The sequence below is a fragment of the Asaia spathodeae NBRC 105894 genome, from assembly GCF_025994195.1.
GTDB lineage: Bacteria > Pseudomonadota > Alphaproteobacteria > Acetobacterales > Acetobacteraceae > Asaia > Asaia siamensis.
The window spans coordinates 76,325-94,340 of the sequence record NZ_BAPY01000072.1 but is presented as its reverse complement, the minus strand read 5'-3'; the positions used below and the strand labels follow the sequence as shown (position 1 = coordinate 94,340).

Annotated in this window: 15 protein-coding genes; 10 read left to right on the top strand and 5 right to left on the bottom strand. The window is 60.0% G+C overall.

The genetic code is table 11. The features are described 5' to 3' along the window. The first annotated feature begins 27 nt into the window (after window positions 1-27). Window positions 28-3,537, top strand: coding sequence for a methionine synthase (gene metH / locus AA105894_RS14175; RefSeq protein WP_267312383.1), 3,510 nt, complete (start codon window positions 28-30; stop codon window positions 3,535-3,537). A gap of 136 nt (window positions 3,538-3,673) precedes the next feature. Then, on the top strand, window positions 3,674-4,423 hold the full coding sequence (locus tag AA105894_RS14170; protein ID WP_267312333.1) for a YdcF family protein: 750 nt from the start codon (window positions 3,674-3,676) through the stop codon (window positions 4,421-4,423). A gap of 43 nt (window positions 4,424-4,466) precedes the next feature. Here AA105894_RS14170 and AA105894_RS14165 read toward each other — a convergent pair whose 3' ends face one another. Both AA105894_RS14165 and AA105894_RS14160 read right to left on the bottom strand, forming a co-directional pair. Next, window positions 4,467-5,339, bottom strand: coding sequence for a hypothetical protein (locus AA105894_RS14165; protein ID WP_267312332.1), 873 nt, complete (start codon window positions 5,337-5,339; stop codon window positions 4,467-4,469). 90 nt (window positions 5,340-5,429) lie between these two features. Continuing rightward, a complete protein-coding gene (locus AA105894_RS14160; protein ID WP_267312331.1) occupies window positions 5,430-6,506 on the bottom strand; it encodes an alkene reductase in 1,077 nt (358 codons plus the stop codon). Between the two features lie 124 nt (window positions 6,507-6,630). Here AA105894_RS14160 and AA105894_RS14155 point away from each other — a divergent pair, with 124 nt between their 5' ends. Next, window positions 6,631-6,927, top strand: a complete 297-nt coding sequence (locus tag AA105894_RS14155) for an ArsR/SmtB family transcription factor (RefSeq protein ID WP_267312330.1) — start codon at window positions 6,631-6,633, stop codon at window positions 6,925-6,927. Window positions 6,928-6,985: 58 nt separating this feature from the next. Beyond that, on the top strand, window positions 6,986-9,109 hold the full coding sequence (locus AA105894_RS14150; protein ID WP_267312329.1) for a hypothetical protein: 2,124 nt from the start codon (window positions 6,986-6,988) through the stop codon (window positions 9,107-9,109). Between the two features lie 27 nt (window positions 9,110-9,136). Here AA105894_RS14150 and AA105894_RS14145 read toward each other — a convergent pair whose 3' ends face one another. After that, window positions 9,137-9,493: a hypothetical protein gene (locus AA105894_RS14145; RefSeq protein ID WP_267312328.1), complete on the bottom strand. Its 357-nt coding sequence runs from the start codon at window positions 9,491-9,493 to the stop codon at window positions 9,137-9,139. A gap of 33 nt (window positions 9,494-9,526) precedes the next feature. Between AA105894_RS14145 and AA105894_RS14140 the strand changes: the two genes are divergently transcribed. The 3 genes from AA105894_RS14140 (at window position 9,527) to AA105894_RS14130 (ending at window position 12,370) form a co-directional block, all read left to right on the top strand. After that, on the top strand, window positions 9,527-10,510 hold the full coding sequence (locus tag AA105894_RS14140) for an RluA family pseudouridine synthase (protein WP_267312327.1): 984 nt from the start codon (window positions 9,527-9,529) through the stop codon (window positions 10,508-10,510). A 240-nt stretch (window positions 10,511-10,750) separates the two neighbouring features. Then, complete coding sequence (rpoH, locus tag AA105894_RS14135; protein ID WP_188426163.1) at window positions 10,751-11,665, top strand: RNA polymerase sigma factor RpoH; 915 nt, start codon at window positions 10,751-10,753, stop codon at window positions 11,663-11,665. Between the two features lie 81 nt (window positions 11,666-11,746). Further along, window positions 11,747-12,370 (top strand): CPBP family glutamic-type intramembrane protease, encoded by a 624-nt coding sequence (locus AA105894_RS14130; RefSeq protein ID WP_267312326.1) that lies wholly within the window; start codon window positions 11,747-11,749, stop codon window positions 12,368-12,370. Window positions 12,371-12,376: 6 nt separating this feature from the next. Here the strand turns inward: AA105894_RS14130 and AA105894_RS14125 are convergent, their stop codons facing one another. Next, window positions 12,377-13,264, bottom strand: coding sequence for an NAD(P)-dependent oxidoreductase (locus tag AA105894_RS14125; RefSeq protein ID WP_267312325.1), 888 nt, complete (start codon window positions 13,262-13,264; stop codon window positions 12,377-12,379). Window positions 13,265-13,375: 111 nt separating this feature from the next. On the opposite strand from AA105894_RS14125, the gene AA105894_RS14120 reads away from it, so the two are divergent. The 3 genes from AA105894_RS14120 to ahpF all read left to right on the top strand — a co-directional run bounded on the left by AA105894_RS14120 (window position 13,376) and on the right by ahpF (window position 16,684). Further along, window positions 13,376-14,194 carry an AraC family transcriptional regulator gene (locus tag AA105894_RS14120; RefSeq protein ID WP_267312324.1) on the top strand — a complete coding sequence of 273 codons (819 nt, stop codon included), beginning with the start codon at window positions 13,376-13,378 and terminating at the stop codon, window positions 14,192-14,194. Between the two features lie 215 nt (window positions 14,195-14,409). Next, window positions 14,410-14,973 carry an alkyl hydroperoxide reductase subunit C gene (gene ahpC / locus AA105894_RS14115; RefSeq protein ID WP_267312323.1) on the top strand — a complete coding sequence of 188 codons (564 nt, stop codon included), beginning with the start codon at window positions 14,410-14,412 and terminating at the stop codon, window positions 14,971-14,973. 124 nt (window positions 14,974-15,097) lie between these two features. Then, window positions 15,098-16,684 carry an alkyl hydroperoxide reductase subunit F gene (ahpF, locus tag AA105894_RS14110; RefSeq protein WP_267312322.1) on the top strand — a complete coding sequence of 529 codons (1,587 nt, stop codon included), beginning with the start codon at window positions 15,098-15,100 and terminating at the stop codon, window positions 16,682-16,684. A 39-nt stretch (window positions 16,685-16,723) separates the two neighbouring features. On the opposite strand, the gene AA105894_RS14105 is transcribed toward ahpF, so the two are convergent. Further along, complete coding sequence (locus AA105894_RS14105) at window positions 16,724-18,013, bottom strand: adenylosuccinate synthase (protein WP_188426168.1); 1,290 nt, start codon at window positions 18,011-18,013, stop codon at window positions 16,724-16,726. Window positions 18,014-18,016: the final 3 nt, after the last annotated feature.

Below are 18,016 nucleotides of genomic sequence, written 5' to 3'. Positions count from 1 at the left end.
CTGATCCTGACGACGAGACCAATAGCCATCATGACACGCCCCCATCTGCTCGATGCCCTGCGCGACCATGTCCTGCTTTGTGACGGAGGCATGGGCTCGCGCATCCAGATGCTCGATCTGGAAGTGGAGCGCGATTACTGGGGGCAGGAGAACTGCACCGAGATTCTCACCCTGTCACGCCCGGAACTGATCCGCGAAATCCATCGCGGTTATTTCGAAGTCGGCGCCGACATGGTCGAGACGAACACCTTTGGTGGCTCGATCGTGACCCTTGCCGAATTCGGTCTGCAGGACAGGGCGCGCGAGATCAACCGGCGCTCGGCAGAACTTGCACGCGAAGCCGCCGAGACCTTCTGCGACGGGCGCCAGCGCTATGTGGTGGGCTCCATCGGGCCAGGCACCAAACTGCCCAGCCTTGCCAATATCGACTATGACACACTCGAAGCGGGCATCATCGAACAATGCCGCGGGCTGATCGATGGCGGGGTCGATGCCTTCCTGATCGAGACCTGCCAGGACACGTTGCAGATCAAGGCCGCCGTCAATGCGGCCAAGGCTGCACGCCGCGAACTCGGCTCGGATGCACCGATCTTCGTTCAGGTAACGGTTGAGACGACCGGTACATTGCTTGTCGGCCCGGATATCGCCGCAGCCGCCACCACCATTCATGCCCTCGACGTCCCCCTGATCGGCATGAACTGCGCCACAGGTCCGCAGGAAATGGCCGAGCATGTCAAATGGCTGTCGGAAAACTGGCCGGGCCTGATTTCGATCCAGCCCAATGCAGGCCTTCCCGAACTGGTCAACGGCACCACCCATTACCCGCTTTCGCCAGGCGAGATGGCAAGCTGGGTCGATCGCTTCATCACGGAAGACGGGCTGAATCTCGTTGGCGGCTGCTGTGGCACCTCGACCCCTCATATCCAGGCTCTGGATGACATGCTGCGCCGGCGGGGCGGCAGCACCAGCCATCGCCCTGCCCCGGTCAAGCGTCTGCACCACTGGGTGCCGTCCGTGGCGAGCCTCTACAGCCAGACGCCGTTGCGTCAGGAAAACTCCTATTTCTCGATCGGTGAGCGTTGCAACGCCAATGGATCGAAGAAATGGCGCGAATTGCAGGAAGCCGGTGACTGGGATGGCTGCGTGGCTGTAGGCCGCGAGCAGGCTGCTGAAGGGTCGAACGCGCTCGATCTCTGCACCGCCTTTGTCGGTCGCAACGAAATCGCCGAGATGAACGAGGTCGTCACACGCTTCACCTCCTCCGTGAATGCGCCGCTGGTAATCGATTCAACCGAGACGCCGGTCATTGAGGCAGCCCTCAAGCTGCATGGCGGCAAGCCCATCATCAACTCGATCAATTTCGAGGATGGCGAGGGACATGCAGAAGACCGCATGATCCTGGCGCGCAAATTCGGCGCTGCCGTCATTGCGCTCACGATTGATGAAGTCGGCATGGCCAAGACGCCGGAAGACAAGCTGCGCATTGCCGAGCGCCTGGTCGATTTCGCCTGCACAAAGCACGGTCTGCCACAATCCGATCTGATGATCGATCCGCTGACATTCACCATCGCCACGGGTGTGGAAGACGATCGCAAGCTGGGTGTGTGGACGCTGGAAGGCATCCGGATGATCCGCGAGCGCTTCCCCGATATCCAGATCATTCTCGGTCTGTCGAATATCTCCTTCGGCCTCAATCCGGCTGCGCGTGCCGTACTGAACTCGGTTTTCCTGGATCACGCCGTGAAAGCGGGCATGACGGGCGCCATCGTGCATGTCAGCAAGATCCGCCCGCTGCATCTGATCGCCGCCGAGGAAGTAAAGGTCGCGGAAGATCTGATCTTTGATCGCCGCACCGAGAATTACGATCCGCTGCAGAAGCTGCTCGAGCTTTTTGCCGGTCGCAAGGCAGCCGATGCCGTGCAGAAGCGTCGTGCCGAGACCCCGGCTGAACGCCTGAAAGACCGCATTGTCGATGGTGACCGCAAGGGCATCGAAGACGATTTGGCAGCCGCAATGGAAGAAATGCCGCCGCTCGACATCATCAATACCGTGCTGCTGGATGGCATGAAGGTGGTTGGCGAATTGTTTGGCGCCGGCAAGATGCAGCTTCCCTTCGTTCTGCAATCGGCTGAGACCATGAAGACCGCCGTCGCCTGGCTCGAACCCTATATGGAGCGCGTCGAAGGTCAGGCGCGTGGCACCATGGTGCTCGCCACGGTCAAGGGCGACGTGCATGATATCGGCAAGAACCTTGTCGATATCATCCTGACCAATAACGGCTATCGCGTCATCAATCTGGGCATCAAGGTGCCTCTGGCTGACATGATTGCAGCCACGAAAGAGCATAATGCCCATGCCATCGGCATGTCGGGACTACTGGTCAAATCGACCGTAATCATGCGCGAAAACCTTGAGGAAATGGCCCGTCAGGGCATCGATGTTCCGGTGTTTCTTGGTGGCGCCGCCCTGACACGTAATTATGTCGAAGAGGAATGTGCCCGCTCTTATGGCAGCGACGCCCCCGGTCGTGTGGCCTATGCCCGCGATGCCTTCGATGGTCTCTCTCTGATGGACAAGGTCGTGAACAACCAGTTCGACGACTATCTGACCGCCATCCAGACGCGGCGCGCAGGCAAGAGCCAGAGAAAGACCGAACGCGCCCCTGAAATTGCGGAGACACGCGGCTTCACCCCCATCGACCCGGAGCAGGCCCGCGCCCGTCGTGCCCGGGTTGCAGGATCGGTCCCCGTATCGACCCCACCCTTCTGGGGGGCTCGCGTCGTGGAATCAGCCCCAGCTGCGGTTCTGCCCTTTCTGAATGAACGCTCGCTCTACCAGTTCCAGTGGGGCTTCAGAAAACAGGGTCGCTCGCTCGACGAGTTCATGACCTATGCCAAGCAGGAGCTGCGCCCGGTTCTAAAGCGGATGCTCGCTTTGTGTGCCGACGAGCAGATCCTCAAGCCTCAGGCCATTTACGGCTACTGGAAAGCCGCAGGTGATGGCAATGATCTCGTCTTGTTTGAAGAGGACGGCACGACCGAAGCCGCACGCTTCACCCTGCCGCGCCAGCCTCGCGAGGATGGCGAGTGCATCGCCGATTTTGTGCGCGATATCGGCGAGCAGGAGCGCGACGTGATCGGGCTGCAGGTCGTCACAGTAGGGCAGAAGGCCTCAGACCTCGCCCGTGACTGGTTTGAGGCCAATCGCTATCAGGATTACCTCTATCTGCACGGTCTCTCGGTCGAGATGGCCGAAGCCATGGCGGAATATACGCATAAGCGAATTCGCGCCGAGCTTGGCTTTGCCGCCGAAGACGACCGCGACATGGAAAAGATGCTCGCACAATCCTATCGAGGCTCGCGCTACTCCTTCGGCTATCCGGCCTGCCCGCGTCTGGAAGACCAGGAACCGATCCTGAAGCTGCTGGGGGCCGAGCGTATCGGCGTGTCCCTCTCGGACGGCTATCAGCTGCACCCGGAGCAATCGACCTCCGCGCTCGTCATCCTCAACCCGAGGGCAAAATATTTCACGGTCTGACCGGATGGTGATGCCGGGTTTATCCCCGGCATCGGCAATACTGTTCCCCCACTGAATAACGGGCGCAATCAGACACATCACTGCCCTGATTGCGCCGCCCCTCGCGAGGGGAAAGAGCAAAAAAAAAGGGATCGCGATGTCGGAGAGGTTTGCAGAACTCTATACCCCTGAAGTCAGGGCGCGTGCCGATCGCATCGCTGAGTTTCTGGCCCTGACCAGTGTGGATGACGCACCCAACAGGATCGATCTCATCTGCCTTGCCGGTAATGGCGTTCTGGCCTGTGTCGATCATGCCGCCAGCCTTGCCCGTCATCATGGCTGCCTTCTGCTGATAACAGGAGGCGTCGGACACTCGACCCCGCCTTTGACGGCCGCTCTCGCTGCGAGGCTGGACTGCGCACCATCAGCCCTAGCCGGACTTTCGGAAGCCGAGCTGGTCTCGCGTCTCATCACGGCCGACGCCCTCGTCCCACGCGATCAGATCATTCTGGAAACCCGTTCGACCAATACGGGCGAAAATGCTGCCTTCACGCGCGACACGCTGGAGGAGCTCGGTCTTACGCCCCACCATATCGAGCTGATCCAGGATCCGCTGCTTCAGCGACGTACTGAAGCGACGTTCCGCCATGTCTGGCAGGACAAGCAGACACGCTTCTTTTCCTCTCCCCCCTTTGTGCCACGGCTCGGTGAGGCACTGACAACAGCGTCATGGACGGAAGAGCGCTACCTGTCCCTGCTGCTTGGCGAGATTCCTCGCCTGCATGATACGCCCGATGGCTATGGTCCGAACGGCAAAGGCTTTATCGGCCATGTCGAGGTGCCACAGGATATTCTGGTGCAGCATCAAGCATTGGCGGAAGTTTTCAGCGGCCAGACTGGCCGCTGATCCGGATGGGGGGGCACGCGATCAGGCGTCCCCCAAGCGGTTTTCAGTAGGCGTAAGCCAGACCTGCACGCAGGGTCAGGCCATTCTGTATGCCACTGGATGTAGCGTTCCCAGTAACAAGACCATCAACAACATTCTGATAGCTATAGCGGTCTGAGTCATGACCGTAAGAGGTATAGGCATAATCCCCTCCTGCGGTCAGATGCCAATGACGGGTTACACGATAATCCGCGCCAAGACTGCCTTCCCAACGTGGACGAGTAGCCGATGTGGTCGTGCGGAACGCCAGAGTATTGAGAATCTCGGCCCAGCCGAAACGACCACGAAGAACAAGGCGATCAGTCAGGGCATAATCGGCATTCAGGCCAAGGCCCACGAAAAACGCGTTCTGCCCTCCAAAAGACGAGTAGCCGTAACTGTCATAACCTCCCTGCACGAAAGGCGTGACAAGTGCCTTGTCATTTAGGAACAGAAACCCTTTGCCGATCTCGCCGCGTGTATAGGTCGAACGCGCATCCTCTCCGCCGCCCACCCGCCAGGAATCCTGACCGTAGGAGGAGGTGTAGCTATGAGCGTATTTATCGTTGCGCGTCCCAGATCCGAGACGAAAAAGTGCTGAGGCATACACATTCTTGACACGTCCCAGATCAATCATGCCCGAGGCATCGACCTGAAAGCCGGGAACCCAGCCGATACGCCGCGAGCGGGACTGCGAGCTGGAGTTGTATGGGCGATACCACTGGCTGCCAGTCGTTTGAGACTGTGAACCATAGCCGCCAACGAGATTGTCGAAAATGCCTGCCATCGAGAGACCAACCTCGCGATTGACCGCAACAACCGGAAGCGGATCAGCAAGTGCTGTCGAGACAGTCAGACAGGACGCGAGAGAGAGCATGAGGCCAGAGAGTTTGCGCATGAAAGTTCCAGAGAGAAACAAAATGTATCTCCCTGAAACTCAGCGGCTGCGTCTCGTCAATGTCCCGCAGGCAGGATCAGGCGAAAGTCATCATTCGTTATAAAAAGGATAATCCGTATATCCTTCTTCACCCCTGCTGTACCAGGTCTTGATATTGTCCTGCTCGATAGGAAGATTTTCCTTCAGTCGATGAGGAAGATCAGGGTTTGCAATGAATTTACGACCGAATGCAATGGCATCTGCCGTGCCGTCTGCAACAGTCTCGATCGCTTCCTCTCTTGTATAGTCCTGATTCAGGACCAGAGGGTTCCTGAATACTTTTCGGATCGCTCCATGCAGCTTCGGCTGATCGGTCTTGCCAAAAGTGCCATTCGGGCCGGGTTCGCGCAGTTCGAGGAAGCCGATTCCCAGATCATTGAGCGTCTTTGCCGCCGGGACAAAAACGGACTCAGGGGCGCTGTCGATGCATCCCTGCGTATCGCCGTTGGGTGAAAGGCGCACCGAAGTCCGGTCTGCTCCGATCGTGGCAATAACGCGCTCGGTGACTTCACGCAGGAAGCGAATGCGATTTTCGGGTGAGCCACCATACTCATCCTCACGATGATTGGTGCCGTCACGCAGGAATTCGTCGATCAGATAGCCGTTGGCGGCATGAATCTGCACGCCATCGAACCCGGCCTCGATCGCATTGCGCGAAGCGACTTCGTATTCGCCCAGAATACGCGTGATATCATCCTTCGTCAGCGCTCGCGCCTGCTCGGGATCCTGCTTGCCGTCATAGGTATGAAGCGGGGCTGGCGCCGAGGTGGGCGAGCTCGAGACAGGCTGCTGACCGGTCACGCTGGAATGCACCATACGCCCCATATGCCAGAGCTGAACGACAATCTTGCCGCCCTTATCATGCACCGCCTTGGTGATCGGCTTCCATGCCTCTACCTGCTCGGCGGACCAGATGCCGGGAGCGTAAGGCCAGCCAAGCCCCTCACGGCTGATACCTGTCGCCTCGGAGATGATAAGTCCTGCTGTGGCACGCTGTGCATAATACTCGGCCATGATCGGCGTCGGCACGTGCTCGCGTGTACCGCGGCCGCGCGTCAGCGGCGACATGAGTATGCGGTTCTTCGCGTCGATGGCGCCAAGCTGGATCGGATCGAACAGAGTTGTCATAATGCTGTGTCCTCATGAACCCGTGGGGGGTTTAATTCGACTTTGATCGAACAATATCAGGAATGGGGATGCGTCTGTCTCAAGACAACCCCTCCCCCGCATTTTTTGGAACCGGACGACGCCGATGGCTGACTATGACCACCCCGCTTCAGAAAGCCTGACCCTGCTGGGAGTCCTGCGCGGTCTGGCCGACCCGATCCGTCTAGAAATCGTTCAGCACCTCGGTTCGGTTCCCGAAGCCAGTTGCGCTGCACTGCTTGGTGATCGCCCCCGATCGAGCATGTCGCATCATTTTCAGGTACTCAGGGAGAGCGGCCTGCTGCATACGCGCATCCAGGGCGTGCAGCATTTCAACTCGCTGCGTAAAGCAGATCTCGATCTGCGCTTTCCTGGCCTCATGGATGCCATTCTGGCGGGATAAACGCCTGCCAGCCCCACAATAAGAACAACAGGCGCCCAGGCGCGAAAGGCCCGAGTGAATGCCCCGTTTCCTGCTTTCCTGGCACGGTACGATCCTCTGTCACGAAGAGGCCCGTCTTTTCTGTGCCCCTCTGGCAGATGTCGCGAGCGGGCGCGCACGCCCCGTCCTTGTCAGCCAGTGCAACGAGATGGTCGAAGGGCCCTGTTCACTCACGGTTGTTACCGATGTCGTGTCCGATCCTGAAGGCGTCATCGCGCTTCGAGCGGGGCAGACCTATCTGACTGCCAACCCTGATAACACCATGCGCCTGAGCGATGCCTGCGACGACTGGGAGCACTATCTGCCTGTGTCTCTCGAGACGCTCGATCCGCTCGATGCCCTTACCTCCCGGCGCTGGCTGGATGATCAGATCCGCATCATCCGACCTCGCCTCGACTCTTTCAGGATATCAATCAGCGATGTGCCTTGTGACCCGCGCGGCTTCACCATGGAGCCGGATGGGGCAATACGCCACCCGGCGATACCGCACCCTCTGCGCCCCTGGCCGAATGCCATGGCCGGACGAGCCCTCTCTGCGGTTCTCCTGGCTCTGGCGCAAGGAGACACAGGGCGAAAGACAATCTGGGCACAATGGCCCGATCTGGCGCGACAGGTCACACTGACGCTCGCTGAACCCGATCATCCAGCCCATCTCTATTATCTTGCCCGCCTCTGTACGTTGCTGGGCCTTCTCGATGAAGCCGATCTCTGCCTTCAGGCCCTGTCTGGTGCCATGAATGAGGCGGATCGTCTCTGGGCAAGCTCGATCGTGGCGGCAGCCGCAGACGATGATGAGACAGCAGCTCGTCTTCTGGCTGAGGCCTTCACAAAGGCGGCCGGGACACGTCACGACACGGCTGCGATCGCCCCTCATACCGCTCGGATCCTTGCGGGCAACCTCACCCATCGGTCGATACTGCGCGGATCAGCAACGCTGCTTCAGGTCAGGTTTGACGGGGCTTTCGATCTGGCTCTCATGCCCGGCAAGCTCCCCCCCGATGCCGATTATCACCTTCGTGCGGATTATTATCATGCGCTGGAAGAGGTTTGGTCCGCCTGCCCGCAAACCGGGCGTGATGGCTTTCTTGCGCAGGAAGAGCGCCTGAATGGGGTCTCACACGCGCTGCTGGTCATTCAGGGACACAATCACTGGCTCAAGGGCGCGTGGGAAGCAGCAGATGCCTGCTACGATCAGGCCAGACTGCGTGCCATCGAGGACGGTTTCAGGTTCATTCATTTCAACTGCGGTGCCTATTCATGGCTGACCGATACAGAACGTCCCCCCGAGCCCGATCCTCTCAGCGTCCAGAACTGGCGTTGGCATCATGCAGCCAATGCCGCCGTTGAGCCGCAGCTTTGCCTCGTCGCAGGATGCGACGCCTCGTATTTTCGCTTCGTGCCCAAGTTTCTGGCATCCCTGGTCAATGCGCTGGAGAAAGCACCTACCCCTCCCCGCATTCATCTCGTACTTGGCCTCTCAAGCCCTACCGGCAAACAACTGGATTTTCTGACCCAGTGCAGCGCCTCGCTGGCGGCGTCGGGCAGTTCTCTGGCGCTGAGTTTCGCCCATGGGCAGCTGACGCATCCTGACGGTGCCAGTTACGCCAGCCTGCGTTATCTGCTCATGCCGGAAATCGTGAAGCGTCAATCATGCCCCGTTTTGACGCTCGATATAGACGCGATGATCCCGTCAGATTTTCCGGATCTCATTGCGACGCTGCAGGCAGATTTCGATTATGGCTTTCGTCTCTATGCTTTCGACAGGGCCGGTCATCAGTATTTTGGCGAACCATGGGGCTTTGGTGCCGGCGTTTCCTATTTCGGCGAGACGGATCATCTTCCGGTGATTGCACAGGCGCTGCACGACTACCTCGTGAAGGCCTATCGCTCGGCAAATCCCACCAACTGGTGCGTCGATCAATGTGCCCTGTCAGCGGTCTATCATCGCCACATCGCCCCGCGATGGGACAGCCTGCGCATTCGCTTCATGGATGACGATCCGGCCATCGTGATCATGCCGCACCATGTCGGCATGGACAAAAGAAGCTTTGGCGCCTGGGAAGGCATTGTCGACATGGACCCCGTTTTCACCAGGCTGGGCATGAACCCGGACCATGCCCGCCTGCTGGGGCGCCCCGCCTGAGCATACGAATGCCCGCCCTGAAAGCGATCAGGGGGTGAGGGCGAACTGCGCCGTGACCTGGTTGCTTTCAGGGTTCCAGATCACGATCCGGTCGCCCTGAGGCCCGTTTATCTGTACTGCAACAGACCCGTCCGGCCTGACGGCTTCAGCAACGATCCGGCCACCCCCGCCATAGATGAAACGGGGGGCTTCTCCCGGGGCATGACTGACGGCCATGACCGAGGCAGAACCTTGCGTAGCCATCACCGGCTTGTGGTGCCCCGGTGCCATGGCGCGATGCACGATCACCCCGATCAGGCCTGCCGTACCCAGGACGATCAGCACGCCCATGATAATGACAGCCGCCATGAGTGTGCGAGAAACCTTGGGCGGAGGCGTATCCATGGCGACAGACGATCCTGTTTGCTAAAGGGGCGCATGACCGATGCCAGCGCCAACATGCCCACCCGATTCGATTTCATCGTGACGCCTGAACAGGCGGGGCAGCGCCTCGACCGTTTTCTGGCCGATGGCATCGGTTCCCTCTCCCGCTCGCGCGTAAAATCCCTGATCGAAGCCGGGCAGGTTTTCTGCGATGGGGCCATCATACGCGAGCCTTCGGAAACCACCAGAGCCGGGCGACAATTCACCCTTGTCGTACCACCGGCTGCCCCTGCTCGCCCCCAGGCCGAAGACCACGCCCTGCCCATTATCTTTGAAGATCGCGATCTGATCGTACTCGACAAGCCGGCAGGGCTGGTCGTGCATCCGGCGCCCGGCAACGAGACCGGCACGCTGGTAAATGCGCTTCTCGGCCATTGCGGCGATGATCTTGAAGGTATCGGCGGCGAAAAACGCCCGGGAATCGTGCATCGCCTCGACAAGGATACCTCAGGGCTGATGGTCGTCGCCAAGACGCCGATGGCCCATAACGCACTGTCGGAAGCCTTCGCCGCGCGCGATATCGACCGCTCCTACCTTGCCCTTGCCTGGGGGCTTCTGCCATCCGAAATCAGCTATGATGGCGCCATCGGGCGTGACAAGCGTGACCGCAAACGCATGACCGTAGTGACCCAAGGCGGCAAACATGCCCTGACGCATGTGCGCTGCCTCGAGGCCTTCGACGCGGCTGTGAGCCTGGTGAGCTGCAAGCTTGCGACCGGGCGAACGCATCAGATCAGGGTTCATCTTTCCCAAGCCGGCCATCCGCTTCTGGGCGATCCGGTCTATCTGCGACGCATTCCCGCAGCCTCGCGGGGGCTGGATGAAACCGCACGCCGCGCAGCACTCGATTTTCCCCGTCAGGCGCTCCACGCGGCACGGCTTGGCTTTACCCACCCACGCACGAAGGAAACACTGCTTTTTACCTCCGAACCCCCTGAGGATTTTCAGGGTTTGCTGCGAACCCTGCGTGGGGGTTAATTAGGAGTAATGTGGTACGTTTTCTTGACAGCAAAAACGGGGTATGATCTGCTCATAGTCAATCCGACGAAGTGACGCGCCGCCGGAATGGACGTACCGCCTGGCATCGCTCATGCTGAGGGTGCTGCGCGGGGACGAAAATCCTTCCCTAACCAAGCGTCACCCGGTGACGGGAACTCTGACGGGCACACCCCGTAGATAGTGTTCCACTTTGCACCGGGCGAAAGGAGTTGCAGCCCAATGGCCTCTTCCGCCGTTTTGTCCCTTGGTCCTGAAAGCAATCTGACACGCTATCTTCAGGAAATCCGTAAATTCCCCATCCTGACCCAGCAGGAAGAGGGCGAACTCGCCCGTCGCTGGCGCGACCATGAGGAAGATGCCGCAGCCCACAAGCTCGTCACTTCTCATCTTCGTCTCGTCGCCAAGATCGCCATGGGCTATCGTGGCTATGGCCTGCCGCTGAATGAACTGATCAGCGAAGGCAATATCGGCATGATGCAGGCAGTCAAACGCTTTGATCCTGACCGTGGCTTCCGTCTCGCTACTTATGCGATGTGGTGGATCCGCGCGGCGATGCAAGAGTATATCTTGCATAGCTGGTCGCTTGTGAAAATGGGCACCACAGCATCCCAGAAGAAACTGTTCTTCAATCTGCGTCGCCTCAAGGGGCAGATGCAGGCCATTGATGACGGTGACCTCAAGCCGGAACAGGTCGACAAGATCGCCACGACGCTTGGCGTACCCGAACAGGATGTGGTGTCGATGAACCAGCGTCTGTCTGCGCCCGATCACAGCCTGAACGCCCCTCTTCGCAGCGACAGCGAGGGTGAGTGGCAGGACTGGCTGGTCGATGATCAGGAGAGCCAGGAAACCACTCTGGGCGAAGCAGAGGAAATGAGTGGCCGTCAGGCGCTCCTGACCGAAGCTATGAAGTCTCTCAACGAGCGCGAGCGTCATATCCTGACCGAGCGCCGTTTGAAGGATGACCCTTCAACACTCGAAGAACTCTCCCACGAATATGGTGTCTCGCGTGAGCGTATCCGCCAGATCGAGGCACGGGCCTTCGAGAAACTGCAAAAAGCCATGGCGGCCGAAGTCGAACTGCGTCGCCGTCAGGACGAAGGCATTTCGCTTCGCGATCCTGTGACCAATTGAGATGAAGGCGGGGCATCACCGAAAAAGCTGGTGGCCCGCCTTTCGCCTTGAGACGGCTTACCGTGGTCGAGATCGGGCCGCGTGACCCGGCAGGCTCTGCTCTGGGCTGAAATGCTGGCCCTCTTTGCTGGCGGTCCCCTCGTCATTCTGGCTCTCAGACGCCCAGGCATTCTGTTCGCAGCCCTGTGGCTCGGCGCCCTGCTTGCCTTGTTCGTAACGCGCCATCAATTACCTCACCCTCATCAGCCAGGGCGGGAAGTGAAGGCGATCCTTCTGCGCTTTGGCCTGCTTGGGCCGGTCCTGACACTTTGTGCATGGTGGCTCTGGCCTGCTCATTTCCTCGATTTGCCGCGCCACAGACCCGGATTCTGGCTGCTGATCCTGCTGCTCTACCCGTTGCTCTCGGTTTGGCCACAGGAGATGCTTTATCGTGCCTTTCTGTTTACCCGTTACGCCCCCGTGCTGCGCACGGCCTCGGCGCGCATCGCCGCCAGCGCCGCCGCTTTCGGCTTTGCCCATGTCATTTTTCTGAACTGGATTGCCATTGTCCTGACTGTGGCTGGCGGGGCGCTTTTCGCGATGGACTACGAGCGCCACCGCTCCCTGCGCCTCTCCTGTCTTGAGCATAGTCTTTATGGATGCCTGATCTTCACCATCGGCATGGGCCGGTTTTTCTATACCGGCGCTGCCTGGCACCATGGCTGATGGCGTTCATCCCGGCTCAAGCCCTGCCTCCTGACGCACGCGTTCCTGCAGCACCACGAAATCGCGCTCTGCATCTCCTGCACTGATGGCCCCGATCAAACGGTCACGCATGATCGAAGCGATAGGCAGCGGGACGCCCTGCTCGCCCCCGGCTTCGAGGAACATCTTCACATCCTTGAGGCCCAGCGTGACAGGAGCACCCGGGTGATCATAGCTTCGATCAATCATCAGTCTGCCGTAGTTCCTGTGCACCGGGGCTGTGTAGAAGCTGTTGGTCATGATCTCGAACACCAGACCAGGGTCGGTGCCCAGCTTCTCGTTGACTGTGAACACCTCAGCCATCTGCTCGATCGTGGAATAGATCATGAAGTTCAGCGATAACTTGACCAGATTGGCCTGGAGCGGATCGGAACCTGCATTGAATGTTCTTTGCCCAAGGCAGGCAAAGAGCGTGCTGGCCCTTTCGATCTGATCGGTAGCGCCGGAAGCGATGATGAAAAGAGAGCCGTCTGCGGCAGCTGGCGGTCGACCGAGAACATTCGCGCTGATATAGGCCTGCCCGCGCTCTGCGTGGCCGTCGCGCAGGCGCCTTGCCTGAGCTAGGGAAAGCGTGCTGCAGCAGATATGCAGACCGTTCTCACGCAGGCCCTCGGCAATGCCCTGATCGCCGAATGTCGCGCTCTCTGTCGTGGCATCGTCGAACAGCATGGAGAAAACGATCTCCGAGCGGCGCGCCACTTCGGCAGGATTCTCTGCCCGAAAGGCGCCTTTGGCAACGAGCGCATCTGCCTTGCTGGATGTCCGATTCCAGACGCTCAGACTATGCCCCTCGTTCAGAAGGCGGGTGGCCATGGCCTGACCCATGGCGCCCAATCCAATAAACCCGATTTTCATGACGTGTCTCCTTGCTATGCCGACGCTTCAGATGCGTAAGATCATGCGCCGAGGAAGGTTTTATCGGACTGCGCTCTGGCATTCTTGCGCCTCTGCGCCATAGATCGACTCATGTGCGCCAATCTCTCCATCACCCCGCCTGACGCGGCTCGCGACGATTCCTGGTTCTGGCTGCATGGTGGCAGCCTCACGCAGGACACGCGACGGATCGCACCACGCCATCACCATGCGCGCGGGCAGATTCTGGGCCTTGCAAGCGGCGTGATGGTGTTTCGGACAAACCGCGCCTGCTGGTCGGTCGGCCCGGGGCAGGTGCTCTGGCTGCCACCGGATCTGCCCCACGAAGCCCGCTCGCATGGCGCAATGGCCGGATGGACGCTCTATCTCCATCCCTCCCGCTGCACCGACCTGCCCGATACACCTTTTCTTGCCGAAGGCACGCCCCTTCTCAATGCCCAGGCAGAGCGCCTTGCACAGACCACACAAGAGGGAAAGACCAGCCTCGTCACAACACGTCTGGCCGAGAGCTTCTGGGATGAGTGGATCGCCCTGCCTCGACGCCTTTCCGGGCTGCCGATCCCCTCTGATCCACGACTGCGACGTGTGACCGACCATCTGGAAATGGCACCGGGCGACAGACGCTCCCAATCCGAATGGGCGGCGCTTGCCGGCATGTCGCTGCGCTCTTTCGTCCGGCATTTCAGAGCGGATACCGGGGCTGGCTTTGCCGTCTGGCTGCAGAAAAGACGCATGATCGACGCCCAGCAGAGACTGGCGCGTGGCGAGCGCGTGACCGATGTGGCGCTTGCGGTTGGGTATGAAAGTATCGGTGCCTTTTCGGCCAGCTTCAGACGCAGCACCGGCTGCCGACCCAGCCGGTTTGCGGTAGCGCAGGCTGCTCCCCCTGATGACAAGCGAACATCCGGGTGAGGCCATGCCGCGACGCCCCGCCTGCCGGACATGAGCCAGTCAGGTAGCCCAGCCAAGCCATCCACCGCCATGGCGCTCTTCAGGAGCGCGCATCAGCGTTCCGTTGAAAAGATTTTCCTATCACACAAATCAGAACGATCTGTTTTGCTTTAATAACGCGCCGTGACAGGGTGACCTTGCTCTCACTGAGATCAAGATTTTTCGGAGACAGGTTCATGGCAAGAATAGATTCATCCATTCGTCCCTTTTCAACCGACGCCTATTGCCGCGGTAATTTCCTGACCGTTTCAGATCAGGACCTCAAGGGAAAATGGTCTGTTGTTTTCTTCTATCCGGCTGATTTCACCTTTGTGTGCCCGACGGAACTTGAGGATCTGGCTGACAACTACGCCGAATTCCAGAAGCTGGGCGTTGAAATCTATTCGGTATCGACCGACAAGCATTTCACTCACAAGGCATGGCACGACACCTCGCCAGCCATCGGCAAGATCGACTACGTCATGCTCGCCGATCCGACAGGCACCATTGCGCGCAATTTCGATGTGATGATCGAAGAGGCTGGCGTTGCAGACCGGGCAAGCTTCCTGATCAACCCCGAGGGGCGCATCCAGTATATCGAGATCACTTCGGGCGGGGTGGGGCGCAGCGCGACCGCACTGCTCGACAAGATCCGGGCCGCACAATATGTCGCCGCCCATCCTGGCGAAGTCTGCCCGGCGAAGTGGAAAGAAGGCGATCAGTCACTGGCGCCCTCGCTCGATCTCATCGGCAAGATCTGATCCGCTTTCACGACACCACGCCCTCTTTCACTTTCCGGCGCCACAGAGATTGCGGCGCGGCGTGCCTCGCGCACGCCCCGCAATCCGGGGCTTCACCCGTCGCCTCTTTTCAGGACAGAATTCCATGCTCGACACGACGATCAAGGACCAGCTGCGCAGCTATCTGACCAATCTGCGCCACGATATCACGCTTGAAGCCTCGCTCGATGACAGCGCCAAGTCACAGGAAATGTTCGCGCTGGTCGAGGATATCGCAGCCCTTTCCGACCGCATCGCCGTCAGGCTGGTTCCGGAGGCACCGCGCGCACCCGCTTTTCGTATCCGTCGGACAGACGGCGAAGAGGCGGTGAGTTTTGCGGCCATCCCCATGGGCCATGAATTCACGTCACTCGTGCTCGCCCTGCTGCAGATCGGTGGCCATCCGCCAAAGATCGAGGCAGAAACGGCCGATCAGATCCGCAGCCTGAGAGGCCCGCTGCGCTTTGAGACCTACATGTCGCTGTCGTGCCAGAACTGCCCGGATGTCGTGCAGGCACTCAACGCCATGGCCGCGCTCAACCCGGCTATCGACCATACGGCGATTGACGGCGCGCTGTTCCAGAAGGAAGTCACCGAGCGCAACATCATGACCGTGCCGCAGATCTATCTGAATGGCGAGCCTTTTGCTTCTGGTCGTATGGATGTGGAGGCCATCATCTCGAAGCTCGACACAGGCTCGGCCTCGCGCAAGGCCGAACAGCTCTCGGAGAAAGCGCCTTTCGAGGTGCTGATCGTGGGCGCCGGTCCGGCCGGTGCGGCGGCAGCTGTCTATGATGCCCGCAAGGGTATCCGCACAGGCATCGTCGGTGAGCGCTTCGGCGGTCAGGTGCTGGATACAATGGCCATCGAGAACTACATCTCGGTGCCGGAAACCGAAGGGCCGAAGCTGGCTGCGGCGCTGGAAAAACATGTGCGCAGTTATGAGGTGGATATCACGACGGGCCAGCGTGCCTCAGCCCTCATCCCTGCGGCCGAACCGGGCGGCCTGCATGAAATCCGGTTCGAAAGCGGGGCCGTGATGCGCAGCCGCTCGATCATTCTGGCACCGGGTGCCCGCTGGCGCGCCATGAACGTGCCGGGTGAAGAGGCGTATCGCAACAAGGGTGTCGCCTATTGCCCGCATTGTGACGGCCCGCTTTTCAAGGGCAAGCGTGTGGCCGTGATCGGTGGTGGCAATAGTGGCGTCGAAGCCGCGATCGACCTTGCCGGCCTGGCCTCGGAAGTGACGCTGCTTGAATTTGCCGATGTGCTGCGCGCCGACTCAGTGCTGCAGGACAAGCTGTTCAGTCTGCCCAATGTTCGCGTCATCATGAATGCCCAGACCACCGAGGTCGAAGGCGATGGCACGCGCGTCACAGCTCTGGCCTATCGTGACCGCCCCACAGGCACGCCGCACAAGATCGCGCTGGAAGGGATTTTCGTTCAGATCGGTCTGGTACCGAACACCGAATGGCTGCAGGACAGCGTGATGCTGAGCGATCGCGGCGAGATCGTTGTCGATACGCATAACGCCACCTCCGTTCCCGGCATTTTTGCCGCCGGAGATGCCACGACGACGCCGTTCAAGCAGATCATCATCGCCACTGGCGAAGGGGCAAAAGCCGGCCTGTCAGCCTTTGACTATCTGATCCGCCTGCCTTCGGCAGCACCAATCGCCGCTGCCGCGGAATAGGCATAAAAAAAGCGGGCCTTCCGACCCGCTTTTTTCGTCTCAATCCTCGAAAGGATCGCGCATCAGAATGGTGTCGTCGCGCTCGGGGCTAGTCGAGAGCAGCGTGACCGGCGCCTCGATCAGTTCCTCGATACGGCGGATATATTTGATGGCTGCAGCAGGCAGATCGGCCCAGCTGCGCGCACCGAAAGTCGTTTCCTGCCAGCCGGGCATGGATTCGAAAACCGGCTTCAGACGGGCCTGGGCAGCGGGGCTGGAGGGGAAGGATGTGATCGTCTGGCCGTCGAGTTCATAACCGACGCAGATCTTCACTTCCTCGAACCCATCGAGCACATCGAGCTTGGTCAGCGCGATGCCGTTCACACCACCCACACGGGCAGCACGACGAACGAGCACGGCATCAAACCAGCCGCAGCGACGCGGACGGCCCGTTACGGTACCAAATTCACGCCCACGTTCGCCCAGCTTCTGGCCGACATCGTCGAAAAGCTCGGAGGGGAACGGTCCCTCACCCACGCGGGTCGTATAGGCCTTGGCAATACCCAGAACGAAACCGACCGTTCCCGGACCGACGCCGCTGCCGCTGGCAGCAACGGCGGCAACGGTGTTCGAACTGGTCACGAAGGGATAGGTGCCATGATCGACATCGAGCATGACGGCCTGCGCGCCCTCGAACAGGATGCGGCGGCCAGCACGACGCGCCTCATCCAGCCGCTCCCATACCGAGCAGGCGAAAGGCAGCACACGCGGCGCAAGCTTTGCCAGATGATCAAGAATTTCCTGCTTGGTGAAGGTCGCAGCACCCAGACCCGCGAGAAGCGTGTTGTGATGCAACAGGAGTTCATCGAGCTTCCAGTCGAGCGTTTCAGGCTCGGCCAGATCGCACAGACGGATGGCACGACGGGCCACCTTGTCCTCATAGGCCGGGCCGATACCGCGGCCGGTCGTGCCGATCTTGCGATCGCCACGCGCAGCCTCGCGGGCGCGATCTGTCGCAACATGCAGCGGCAGGATGAGCGGCACGTTATCAGCCACCCAGAGCGTTTCGGGATTGACCACCAGCCCCTGGGCCGACACGCGGTCGATTTCAGAAAGCAGGGCTTCGGGATCGACCACCACGCCATTGCCGATGACGCCGGTCTTGCCGCGTACGAGGCCGGAAGGCAGCAGGGAGAGCTTGTAGACCTGATCGCCCACCACGAGTGTATGACCGGCGTTGTGACCGCCCTGGAAGCGGACGACGATATCCGCACGGCTGGCCAGCCAGTCCACGATCTTTCCCTTGCCTTCGTCACCCCACTGGGTGCCGATGACGGTGACGTTGGACATGCT